This is a genomic window from Pseudomonas sp. B414 (assembly GCF_055408445.1).
The window spans coordinates 58,208-69,886 of the sequence record NZ_JBUZTQ010000020.1 but is presented as its reverse complement, the minus strand read 5'-3'; the positions used below and the strand labels follow the sequence as shown (position 1 = coordinate 69,886).

Genomic DNA, 11,679 nt, shown 5'->3' with positions numbered 1-11,679 from the left:
GACAGCACACATGACGCAATCGTCACTATCGGGCAGCGCGGCCATTGTTGGCCTGGGCGCGACCGAATTTTCGAAAAACTCCGGGCGCACCGAGCTGCGTCTGGCGCTGGAAGCCACCCTGGCGGCGCTGAAAGACGCTGGTATCGATCCTTCCGAGGTCGAGGGTTTCAGCTCGTACTCGGTGGACAAGGTTCCGGAATATGAAATCGCCCGCTTGCTGGGCTGCAAGGACGTCAAGTTCTTCTCCCAGGTGCCCCACGGCGGTGGTGCGGCCTGTGCGCCGATCATGCACGCGGCCATGGCCGTAGCCACTGGCGTAGCCAAAGTGGTGGTGGTGTACCGCGCCATGAACGAACGTTCCTGGTATCGCTTCGGCAGCGGCAGCTACGGCTTTGCTTCGACGCCGATCTTCGAGAACGTCAACTACGGCTGGTACATGCCCCACGGCCTGCATACCCCGGCCTCCTGGGTGGGGATGTTTGCCCAGCGTTATATGCACACCTATGGCGCCACCTCGGAAGATTTCGGTCGCGTGGCAGTAGCGGTGCGTGACTTTGCCGCCACCAACCCGGCGGCGTTTTTCTACGGCAAGCCGATTACCCTTGAAGAGCACCAGGCTTCGCGCTGGATCTGCGAACCGCTGCACTTGCTCGATTGCTGCCAGGAGTCCGATGGTGCGGTGGCGATGGTGATTACCTCGGCAGAGCGGGCCAGGGATCTGCGTCAGAAACCGGTGATGATCAAGGCCGGTTCGCAAGGCATCACCTCGGGCCAGCAGATCATGACCTCGTTCTACCGCGACGACATTACCGGCCTGCCGGAAATGGGCGTGGTCGCCAAAGAACTGTATCGCCAGTCGGGCCTTGGCCCCGAGGCGCTGCAGACCGCAGTGATCTACGACCACTTCACCCCGTTTGTGTTGCCGCAACTCGAAGAGTTCGGCCTGTGCGAGCGTGGTGAAGCCAAGGAATTTATCCGCGCCGGGCACCATGCCCGTGGCGGCAAGTTCCCGATCAATACCCACGGAGGGCAGTTGGGCGAGGCTTATATCCATGGCATGAACGGTGTGGCTGAAGCGGTGCGTCAGGTGCGTGGCAGCGCGGTCAACCAGGTGGATAACGTAGAAAACGTATTGGTCACTGCCGGTACCGGCGTGCCTACCAGCGGCCTGATTCTGGGAGCAGCCTGAATGTACGTCGACCTCACGCCTGAACAACACGCCCTGCGCCTGAAGGTGCGGGACTACTTCCAGAACCTGATGACCCCGCAGTTGCGTGAGCAATTGCGCGGCAAAGAGGGCGGCGAACTGTACCGCGACACCATCCGCCAGATGGGCCGTGACGGCTGGCTGGCCGTGGGCTGGCCCAAGGAACACGGCGGGCAGGGCTATGGCCCCACTGAGCAATTTATCTTCTTTGAAGAAGCCAATATCGCCGGTGCGCCGCTGCCGTTTGTGACCATCAGCACCGTTGGCCCTGCATTGATGGCCCACGGTACCGAATTGCAAAAAGCCAAATTCCTGCCAGGTATCGCCGCCGGCGAAATCATCTTCGCCATTGGTTATTCCGAGCAGGATGCGGGCAGCGATCTTGCCGTGCTGAAAACGGCGGCACGCCTTGAAGGCGATGAGTTTGTGGTGAATGGCGCCAAGCTCTGGACCTCGGGCGCGGAGTCGGCTGATTACATCTGGCTGGCAGCCCGTACCGACCCTGAGCGCCCGCGGCACAAAGGTGTGTCGATCCTGATTCTCGATACCCGGGCCGAGGGCTTCTCGACCACGGTAATCCCCACTACCAGCAACCCGACAGCGGCCACCTACTACGACAATGTGCGGGTGCCCCAAGACATGCTGGTGGGCGAATTGAACGGTGGCTGGAAGCTCATCACCGCGCAGCTCAACCACGAACGGCTGGGCCTGGGTGCCTGGTCGGACAAGGTGGTGGGGCTGTTTGGCCGGGTTTTGGCGTGGGCCAAAGCGGTGGATGAACACGGCGTGCGTGCCACCGACAAGGCCTGGGTACGTGCAGGCCTGGCGCAGTGTTATGCGCGGCTGGAAGCCATGCGCCTGATCAATCTGCGCATTGCTGCCGACCTTGAGCGTGAGCGCATGGACGTGGCGCTGGCCTCGACCACCAAGGTGTACGGCTCGGAATCTTCGATCGAGATCTTGCGCGTATTGAGCAACATCGTGGGCGCCAACGGACTGGTGCGCGGTGGTTCGGCGGCGTCCTTGCTGCAAGGCGACCTGGAGTACGAAGTGCGTGCCTCGGTGACCCTGACCTTTGGCGGTGGCACCAATGAAATCCAGCGCGAGCTGATCGCCCAGTTCGGTTTGGGCATGCCGCGTACCCAGCGTTGAGTCTGCAGGACAGGGCTGATTCTGATCCTGTGGGAGCGGGCTTGCTCGCGATTCAGGCGCCGCGATCTATCTGGCACACCACGGCGATCCCATCGCGAGCAAGGCCGCTCCCACACTGGCTGTGTAACACCCCCTAATGCCATATACAGGTGAAAGGCATCATGAACACGATTGACCAGTTCACAGAGCAAACCCGCAGTTGGCTTGAGGCCAACTGCCCGCCATCTCAGCGCAAGGCCATACCTGAAGGTGAGCTGGTATGGGGCGCCAGCGCTGTCGAGTTTCCCGATGCAGACGCCAAACTGTGGTTCGAGCGTATGCGCGACAAAGGCTGGTTCTGCCCGGACTGGCCCGTCGAATACGGCGGCGCAGGACTGAGCGCGGAATATAACGCGGTGCTCGAAAGCGAACTGCGTCGCCTCAAGTGCCGCCCGCCGCAAATCAATCTGGGTATCTGGATGCTCGGTCCGGTACTGCTGGAGTTCGGCACCGAAGAACAGAAAAAAAGCCTGCTCACCCCCATGACCCGCGGTGAAGTGCGCTGGTGCCAGGGCTTTTCCGAGCCCAATGCCGGTTCTGACCTGGCCAGCCTGAAAACCTGCGCCCGGGATGCCGGCGATCACTTTGTGGTCGATGGCAGCAAGATCTGGACCTCTTACGGCGACAAGTCGGACTGGATGTACGCGTTGGTGCGCACCGATGCAAAAGCCGGCAAGCATGCAGGCATCAGCCTGATCGTGCTGGATATGAAAAGCCCCGGGGTCAGCGTCGCGCCGATCGATTTGATCAGCGGCAAGTCGGCGTTCTGCCAGGTATTTTTCGATGGCGTAAAAGTGCCGAAGAGCCAACTGATCGGCCCGCTGCATGGTGGCTGGAACCTGGCCAAGCGCCTGTTGCAGCACGAGCGCAAGGCCATGTCCAAGTTCGGCGAATTCAGCTTGCCGAGCCATTTCCATCTGCTGCCTCTGGTCCGCCAGTACTTGCCAGAACCTGAGGGGCAGAGTGAGTCGGCACTGGTGGCGCGAGCGGTGGCTGCGGCCATGAACGAACACAGCTACAACCTGACCGTGCAGCGCATGGGTGAAGAGGCCCGCGCCGGGCAGGATGTCAGCGGGCTGATGTCAATCATGAAACTGGTGCACACCGAGCAGGAGCGCGACAAGTTCGAGGTGCTGCTGGATGTCATGGGTTATCACGCCCTGGGCTGGGACAAGGGCGCCTTCACGCCTCAGGAACAGGCCATCACCCGTGGCTGGCTGAACAGTTTCGCCCTGACCATCTCTGGCGGCGCGTCAGAAATCCAGCTCAACGTTATTGCCAAGCGGGTCCTGGGCCTGCCTGACGTGAAGTAAGGAAACTCACCATGAACCTGCTCTATAACGAAGATCAACGGATGTTGGCCGACAGCGCCCGCGAATTTCTCGCTGCCCGCAGCCCGGTATCGCGTCAGCGTGCCTTGCGCGATGAGGCCCAGGCCAACGGCTTTGACCCGCAACTGTGGCAAGACGCAGTGGCTCTGGGCTGGAGCGCGATTCCATTCCCCGAGAACCTCGGCGGGCTGGATTTCGGTTGCATGGGCCTGGGGCCTGTTTTTGAGTCCATGGGCTGCAACCTCAGCGCTACGCCGCTGCTATCCAGCGTGGTACTCAGCGGCTCGCTGCTGCATCTGCAGGGCAACGCCGGGCAGCAGGATCGCTGGCTGTCGGCGATCATCAGTGGCGAACGCCGCCTGGCCCTGGCTCTGGATGAACAATCGCGGCACAACCCGACCCGAGTGGCGCTGCAAGCGGTGGCCAATGGCGACGGCTATTGCCTGACCGGGCAGAAGTATTTTGTCATTGATGGTGTGGGTGCCGACGCGTATCTAGTGGCTGCATGCAGCGGTGGGTCCGGCATCAGCCTGTTCCTGGTGCCAGCCGATGCGCCGGGCCTGACGGTCAAGGCCTTGCCGCTGATCGACTCGCGCAACCATGCACGACTGCAGCTGGAGCAGGTGCAGGTCGGGTCTGATGCGCTTTTGGGGGATATCGGTTCGGCAATGCCTGCGCTGCATATTGCCCTGGATCGCGGTCGCGTATGCCTGGCTGCGGAGATGCTGGGCATGTGCGAAAAACTCTTCGAAATGACCCTCGATTACCTCAAGACCCGTGTGCAGTTCGATGTGGCGATTGGCACCTTTCAGTCTCTGCAACACCGTGCCGCGCAACTGTTTGTCGAGCTGGCCCTGGCGCGCAGCGCGGTGATGGCCGGGCTGGCGGCGCTGGACGATACCAGCCTGAGCGTGGCCGAGCGCCAGCGCCTGGCCAGCCTGGCGAAGTGGAAGGCGGGGCAGATGGCGATCAAGGTGGCCAATGAGGCGGTGCAGATGCACGGCGGCATTGGTGTGACCGACGAGCTGGATGTGGGCTTGTTTCTCAAGCGTATCCGGGTGGCCCAGGCCAGCCTCGGCGATGCTGATTTTCACTGCGAGCGCTACGCCGCTCTTGAGCTGGCGCACGCCTGAGCCGGTAGCGAACTGTTCGAGTCAGGAGAATAACAAAATGAAACTTGAGCAATGGCAGAGTGCCTGGCAGCAACTGATTGGTGCCGGCTCGCCTTTTGAAGTACTGACACCAGCGGATGGCGGGGCGAAGTATTTTCGCCATAGCGCCGCCAGCGTTTGGGCCGCAATCGACAGTGGTCGCGTGCATGGCGATCGGGAATTTCTGGTGTGGGAGCAACAGCGCCTGACCTTCCGCCAGTTTTTCGATCAGGTGGATCGTCTGGCCGGGCAGATGGTGCAGCGCTTTGGTCTGCGCAAAGGCGATCGCGTGGCGATTGCCATGCGCAACCAGCCTGCGTGGCTGGTGGCGTTTGCCGCCATCCAGCGCTGTGGTGCGGTATGCGTGCCGCTCAATAGCTGGGGCTTGCGTGACGAACTGTTCCATGGCTTGCAGGACAGTGGTGCGTGCCTGTTGTTATGCGACGAGCCACGTTTGCAACTGCTGGCCAACGACTTGCGTGAACAAGGGCTGGCGACCATTGTGGCCGGCCTGAACCCAGGTGTAGCGCTGGAAGAACACTGCCAGCGCCTGGAAGACCTGCTGGCTGCACCGGTGTTGAATGTGCCCGCACAGGCCGTCAGCGCCGAAGATCCGGCCATGATCCTCTATACCTCGGGCACCACCAGCCTGGCCAAAGGGGTGCTGTCGAGCCATGGCGCGGTGTGTCAGGCGCTGGTGGCGCTGGAGTTTCAGGGAGCATTTTGTGCGGTGAGTTCACCGGAACGCATCAGCGTGGTGATCAACAGCGGCTATGCCCCCACCACCCTGATGGCGGTGCCGCTGTTCCATGTCAGCGGCTTGCATGCGCAGTTCTTGCTGGCCTTGCGCAGCGGTCGACGCTTGTTGTTGATGTACAAGTGGGACGTGGAGAAGGCCTTCGACCTGATCCGCGATGAGCAGTGCACCCAGTTCAACGGTGCGCCGGTGATGATGCAGCAACTGCTGACCTCGCCACGCTTTGGCAGTGCCGACACGGTCAGCCTGTTCGGCCTGGGCCTGGGTGGCGCGGCGCCGTCCAGCAGCCTGCTGGCCCACCTGACCCAGCGCAAACCCGAGGCCATCGGCGGCAGCGGTTATGGCCTGACCGAGAGCAATGGCATCTGTGCCGCAATTGGCGGTGACCAGTTTGTCTATAAACCGGCGTCGGCGGGTTGGCCACTGCCGATTGTCGATGTGCGTATCGGCGACTGCCCGGAGCAACCCTTGCCCAATGGCGTCAGCGGGTTGATCTGGGTGCGTTCGCCGACCCTGATGAACGCCTACTGGAACCTGCCCGAGGCCAGCGCCCAGACCCTGCGAGAGGGCTGGCTCGACACCGGCGATATAGGCCTGCTGGACGACGAAGGCTTTCTCTATATCACCGACCGCGCCAAAGACCTGATCAATCGCGGCGGCGAGAAAATTGCCGCCGCCGAGGTCGAGTCCTGTGCTTGTGAAATGCCCGGGGTGATTGAAGCGGCGGCTTTTGCCGTCCCCGACGAGGTGTTGGGCGAAGTGGTGTTTCTGGTGGTGCGCGGCGAGCCGGGCTTAACCCCGGACCATGGCGCGGTGCGCAGCTTTATTGCCCAGCGTCTGGCCAGTTTTAAAGTGCCGGCGCAGATCCATGTCCAACACACGCCGTTTGCCCGCAACGCCTCGGGCAAGATGCTTAAAGGCTTGCTTAAAGAGCTGTTGGTAACGCCCTGAATAGTCTTAGTGGACGATGTGCTCGCCTGTGATTGGCGAAGAATGGACGCATACCCCCAGCAAGCTTTAATCGCGTAGGAGGCAATACATGAAAATAACAAGAACAGGCGTAATGCTCGCAGCCGCCATGGCCGTCAATGTGGTCGCCATCGGTTCGGCATCCGCCCAGGTATCGCCCGCAGAAGCGGCCAAACTGGGCAAGGAGCTGACCTGTGTCGGAGCCGAACAGGCGGGTAACGCGGCGGGCACCATTCCGCCCTATACCGGCAAGTACCTGGGCGAAGTGCCGGGCTGGAACCATGTGAAATTCTCCGGTGACCAGCCGGTTGACCCTTACGCCGCAGAGAAGCCGATCCTGGTGATCACCGCGCAGAACATGGCCCAGTACGAAGACAAACTGAGCGAAGGCCAGAAGGCCCTGCTCAAGCGTTATCCGACCACCTACAAGATGAATATCTACCCCGGCCATCGTGATTTCCGCTACCCGGATTACGTGTGCGAGCGCGCCATGAAAAACGCCCTCAATGCCAAGCTGGTCAACGATGGCATGGGCATTGAAGGTCTGGGCCAGGTGCCGTTCCCGATCCCGAAAAACGGCATGGAAGTGCTGTGGAATCACCAACTACCGGCGCGTGCCTGGACCGAAGAAAAAACCAGCGACCTGGCCTCCGTACTGCCCAATGGCAGCATCGGCTGGGGCCGGGCCTATGCACGGGGGCTGTCACAGGCCAACTCGCCGCTGGTCGAGCCTAAAACCGAAGACAAGATTCAGGCCATGGGCAACAACACCACCCTTAAACCGGCGCGTGACAACGGCGTGATCAGCATCTCCCACGAACCCTATGACTTCCAGGCCAACCCGCGTCAGGCCTGGAGCTACAGCCCGTCGACCCGCCGCGTGCGGTTGCTGCCGGGTTACGGCTACGACCAGCCGATGATCGGCACCAACGGCACCATGACGGTCGACGAAGACCGCCTGTTCAACGGTTCGCCGGAACGTTTCAGCTGGAAGCTGATCGGCAAGCGTGAAGTCTACATCCCGGCCAATGCCTACAAGCCCAACGCCGGGACGGTGAAGTACGCCGACATGCTCACCCCCAATCACCCCAACCCGGAGCTGATGCGTTATGAGCTGCGCCGTGTATGGGTGCTGGAAGGTGATCTGAAAGAAGGCTACCGCCACGTGTACGGCAAGCGCGTGCTGTTTATCGACGAGGACACCTGGAACTCGGTGATGGCGGATAACTACGATGCCCGTGGGCAGCTGTGGAAACACGCGATGATCAACTACTACTACCATCCGGACATGAGCGGCTGGCAGGCGGGTTCGCAGTTCTTTATGGACTTGAACTCGGGGCAGTACACCGGCTACGGCATGACCAACGAAGCCAAGAAAGGCCCGATCCTCAACGAAGGCAAGTTTACCCCTGACCAGTACACCGCCGATGCGGCGCGAGCGATGGGACGCTAAGCGACAAGTTTCAAGCGGCAAGCTTCAAGTTAAAGCCCCGTCGGTTTGCACTGGCGGGGCTTTTCTTTTGCTCAGGTCAGTGAGGCAAAGGTCATTCCAGTGGCATGGACCACCTGACGCATGGTGCGCAGTGTGGGGTTGCCCTTGGGTGAAAGGGCACGGTACAGGCTTTCGCGGGAGAGCCCGGCCTTTTCGGCCACTTGTGCCATGCCACCCCGTGCTTCGACAACATGGCGCAGCGCGGTTAAAAAACTGGCCTGGCCGCCTTCCTCATCCAGCTCTTCAACGGCAATGCGCAGATATTCAATGGCAAATTCTGGATCCTGGCGGATCATTTCAATAACGGATTCGTCGTGACTCTTGGATTTGTTCATGGCGTCCTCTTTTGATACTCGTTCCAGCAGCGTATGGCTTTTTCAATGTCGGCCTGCTGCTGGCGCTTGTCGCCACCCAGCAGCAACAGCATCAGCTTTTTGCCGTCCTGAGCGTAATAAAGCCGATAGCCCGGCCCGTGATCTATACGCAACTCCCACACACCCTGGCACAGGGGTTTGCAGTCTCCAAAGGCGCCAGCTGAAAGCCGGTTAACCCGTACGGTGATGCGCGCCTTGGCCGTTGGATCCTTTAAATGGTCCAGCCACTGCTGGTAATGGTCGTTACCCGTTTCGCTGACGTAATGTCTTATCTCGATCATAAGAAATGTAGCTTTGAAGCTACCCTTGGTCAATGGTTTTTTAATCGCTCGATGCGGCTGTTCGTCCGATGAGACCCACATCCGATGTGATTGAGGGTGACCGCCGAAAAGCTAGAGCCATGGTGCAGCGAGGGTCAATTAGGACGGGTCGCAAGGTTGTGCAGGCTTTTTTACTTATGTAGCAATCGCGGGGCGGCAGTTGGCAGCGCTAATGCAACAGGGCATTACCGCTGCCAAGCGGGGAGGGTTTTGCAAAAGGGTGGTGTAGTTATGCTTGGGACCAGACTGCCAGCTCGTAGCCGTCCAGGTCGGTGAAGTGGAAGCGGCTGCCCCCCGGGAACTTGAATTCCGGCCGGGTAATCTGCCCTCCGGCTGTGCTGATGGCCTGCTGTGCCCGGGCCAGATCCTCGGCATACACAATGATCAGCGGGCCACCGGGGCGAACAGGCTCACCGGTTGTAAAGCCGCCGCTCAGGCGGCCATCGGTAAACTCGCTGTAGGTAGGGCCATAGTCAGTGAACGTCCAGCCGAAGACCGCGCCATAAAAGGCTTTGCTACGTGCGATTTCATAGACGTTGAATTCGATGTTGTCGATTTTGTAGTGGCGTTGGTCTGTGGTCATAAGTCTCTCCTTGAGAGAGACAACTATAGATAAACCGGGCCTTGGTCACTACCTGAACCGTGCCTGTCGCCGAAGGTTAGTGTGAACTCTGCTGTGGGAGCGAACAGACCCGCTCCCACAGCAGTCCAGCTAGCCCAGGGTTTGATCAGGCCTCGCGCCCGGCCCGGTGCCCGGCACTGATTGCCCCTTCGATATAACCGATGCTCTGGCAGTCACCGATGCTGGTGGCGTTCAGGCCTGCACGGGTCAACTCGTCGAGCAACCCGGTATCGGGCTGGGCACCGATGGCCAGCACCACTGAGTCGGCCTGGCTTTCGCCTGCTTGACCATCGGTCAGTTGATAGCGCACGCAATGGCCGTCAATCGCACTGACGCTGGCCCCGGTAATCAATGCGCCGCCATGTACACGAATCTCATGCAGCACCCGCCAGCGGCGCACAATGGCCAGTTCGCGGCCCAGGTGTGTGCCACTTTCCAGCACGGTCACCTGGCGCCCGCGAGCAATCAGAAATTCTGCCAGCTCCAGGCCCACCAGCCCGCCACCGATAATGGTTACGCGCTTGCCCAGCGGCATCCACACCCGTGACAGTTTCTCCATGGCCTCGCGGCTGTCGGTAATGCCGGTCAGACTGCCGGCCTTCATCAGCGTGCGCTGGGTAAAGGACAGTTTGCGTTTGGCAATTTCTTCAGCGCGGTCACCGGTCATCAGGCGTCGCAGTTCGTCGCCGCTCCACACATGGTCCTGGTCGGCACCAGGAATCGCTGGTGCCGCGCGCTCGGCACCGACGGCCACCAGCACCTGATCGGCACTCAGGTCGCGAAGCAGGGCAGGGCTGGCCGCTGTATTAAGGCGAATATCAATGGATGACTGCTGCACCTGAACCTTGAGGTTGTCCAGCAGACGGGCGTTTTCGGCATAGGCCAGCCCGGCAAAAAACAGCGTGCCGCCGAGGCGGTCGCTGCGTTCGAGCAGGGTCACGCGATGGCCGCGCAAGGCCGCAACACGGGCCGCTTCCATCCCTGCAGGCCCGGCACCGACCACCACCAGATGTTTGGGGGCGGCGGCAGGGCCGATAACATATTCGAACTCATGGCCGGTCATGGGGTTGACCGCGCACTTGACCCGTTCGTTGATGAAGATCTGGCTGACGCACACATAACAGTAAATGCACGGGCGGATACTTGATTCCTGATCGTGGAGCAGTTTGTTCGGCAGTTCGGGGTCGGCCAGCAGCTTGCGGGCCATGGCGATAAAGTCGCAGTCACCGCGTTTGAGCGCGGCCTCACCGGCCTCTGGTTCAATACGGCCCACGGCAATCACTGGCACTTGCACGCTGCGTTTGAGGGCGGCGGTCCACTCCAGAAAACCCCCGGGTTTGTGCACCAGCGGCGCCTCGGTAAATACCACGCCACTGGTGATGCGGGCACTGGCGGATACACTGACCGCATCCACGCCGGCCGCTTCAGCCATGCGCGCCACGGCCTTGGCGTCGTCCAGCGTGATACCGCCGGGGGTATGCAGTTCTTCGGCATCCAGGCGCAGCCACAGGGCAAAGTCGTTGCCAACCCTGGCTCGCACAGCCGCGATAATTTCCAGCAGCAATCGGGCACGGTTTTCCAGGCAACCGCCGTATTGGTCTTCGCGCTGGTTGTAATAACCCGAGAGGAACCCGGCGATGATGTAACCGTGCGCCGCATGCAGTTCCACGCCGTCGAAACCGGCGCGCTTGGCGCGCTCGGCGGCGCAGGCGAACCAGTCGATCATCTGCACGATATCGGTGCTGTCCATCACCCGGATCGGCGAACCTTCGGCGCGGCGCTTCATGGAACTGACAAAGTTGGCCAGCTCTTCGGGGGTTAGCGCGGCCATCATGTCGCTCTGCAGCACCGGTGGCACTGAAGGCACCCATAGCTGGCGACCTTCGGCCATATCGCGTACCGACGTCTTGCCCGCGTGCTGCAATTGCATGGCGATTTTTGCGCCGTGCTGATGCACGCGTTCGGCGAGGCGGCTCAGCCCGGGGATAAAGTCGTCGCTGGAGACACCGACCTGGAATGGCTCGGCGGTCCCGGCGGGGAACGCCACCGAGCACACGCCCATGATCAGCAACCCTGCGCCGCCACGGGCGCGGGCTTCGTAATAGGCCTGGATACGCTCGCCGCAATGGCCGTCGGCTTCGGCGAAATTGGAGCCCATGGGCGCCATGATGATGCGGTTGCGCAGTTCCATCGAACCGATGCGACCGGGTGCCAGCAACTGAGGGTATTTTGTCATTGTTATTTCAGCCCGAGCGGGTGTTTGAA

10 protein-coding genes are annotated in these 11,679 nt (G+C 61.0%); 6 read left to right on the top strand and 4 right to left on the bottom strand.

Annotated features, from left to right (window positions below):
* Nucleotides 1-10 precede the first annotated feature (10 nt).
* The 6 genes from ACZRMH_RS17065 (at nucleotide 11) to ACZRMH_RS17040 (ending at nucleotide 8,059) form a co-directional block, all read left to right on the top strand.
* Nucleotides 11-1,189, top strand: a complete 1,179-nt coding sequence (locus ACZRMH_RS17065; RefSeq protein ID WP_464014423.1) for a lipid-transfer protein — start codon at nucleotides 11-13, stop codon at nucleotides 1,187-1,189.
* Nucleotides 1,190-2,359 (top strand): acyl-CoA dehydrogenase family protein, encoded by a 1,170-nt coding sequence (locus ACZRMH_RS17060; protein WP_464014422.1) that lies wholly within the window; start codon nucleotides 1,190-1,192, stop codon nucleotides 2,357-2,359.
* A 161-nt stretch (nucleotides 2,360-2,520) separates the two neighbouring features.
* Nucleotides 2,521-3,711, top strand: a complete 1,191-nt coding sequence (locus tag ACZRMH_RS17055) for an acyl-CoA dehydrogenase family protein (protein ID WP_464014421.1) — start codon at nucleotides 2,521-2,523, stop codon at nucleotides 3,709-3,711.
* 11 nt (nucleotides 3,712-3,722) lie between these two features.
* Nucleotides 3,723-4,862 (top strand): acyl-CoA dehydrogenase family protein, encoded by a 1,140-nt coding sequence (locus ACZRMH_RS17050; RefSeq protein ID WP_464014420.1) that lies wholly within the window; start codon nucleotides 3,723-3,725, stop codon nucleotides 4,860-4,862.
* Between the two features lie 37 nt (nucleotides 4,863-4,899).
* The gene (locus tag ACZRMH_RS17045) at nucleotides 4,900-6,588 is read left to right on the top strand and encodes a class I adenylate-forming enzyme family protein (protein ID WP_464014419.1); all 1,689 of its coding nucleotides are present in this window, start codon (nucleotides 4,900-4,902) and stop codon (nucleotides 6,586-6,588) included.
* An 88-nt stretch (nucleotides 6,589-6,676) separates the two neighbouring features.
* Nucleotides 6,677-8,059 (top strand): DUF1329 domain-containing protein, encoded by a 1,383-nt coding sequence (locus ACZRMH_RS17040; RefSeq protein ID WP_464014418.1) that lies wholly within the window; start codon nucleotides 6,677-6,679, stop codon nucleotides 8,057-8,059.
* Between the two features lie 71 nt (nucleotides 8,060-8,130).
* Here the strand turns inward: ACZRMH_RS17040 and ACZRMH_RS17035 are convergent, their stop codons facing one another.
* From ACZRMH_RS17035 to ACZRMH_RS17020, 4 genes are all read right to left on the bottom strand, one after another.
* Nucleotides 8,131-8,433 carry an addiction module antidote protein gene (locus tag ACZRMH_RS17035; protein ID WP_464014417.1) on the bottom strand — a complete coding sequence of 101 codons (303 nt, stop codon included), beginning with the start codon at nucleotides 8,431-8,433 and terminating at the stop codon, nucleotides 8,131-8,133.
* Nucleotides 8,430-8,753 carry a type II toxin-antitoxin system RelE/ParE family toxin gene (locus tag ACZRMH_RS17030; protein WP_464014416.1) on the bottom strand — a complete coding sequence of 108 codons (324 nt, stop codon included), beginning with the start codon at nucleotides 8,751-8,753 and terminating at the stop codon, nucleotides 8,430-8,432. The genes ACZRMH_RS17035 and ACZRMH_RS17030 overlap by 4 nt, the downstream gene beginning before the upstream one ends.
* Nucleotides 8,754-9,021: 268 nt before the next feature.
* Nucleotides 9,022-9,375, bottom strand: coding sequence for a VOC family protein (locus ACZRMH_RS17025; protein ID WP_464014415.1), 354 nt, complete (start codon nucleotides 9,373-9,375; stop codon nucleotides 9,022-9,024).
* Nucleotides 9,376-9,520: 145 nt separating this feature from the next.
* Complete coding sequence (locus ACZRMH_RS17020; protein ID WP_464014414.1) at nucleotides 9,521-11,650, bottom strand: oxidoreductase; 2,130 nt, start codon at nucleotides 11,648-11,650, stop codon at nucleotides 9,521-9,523.
* Between the last annotated feature and the right edge of the window lie 29 nt (nucleotides 11,651-11,679).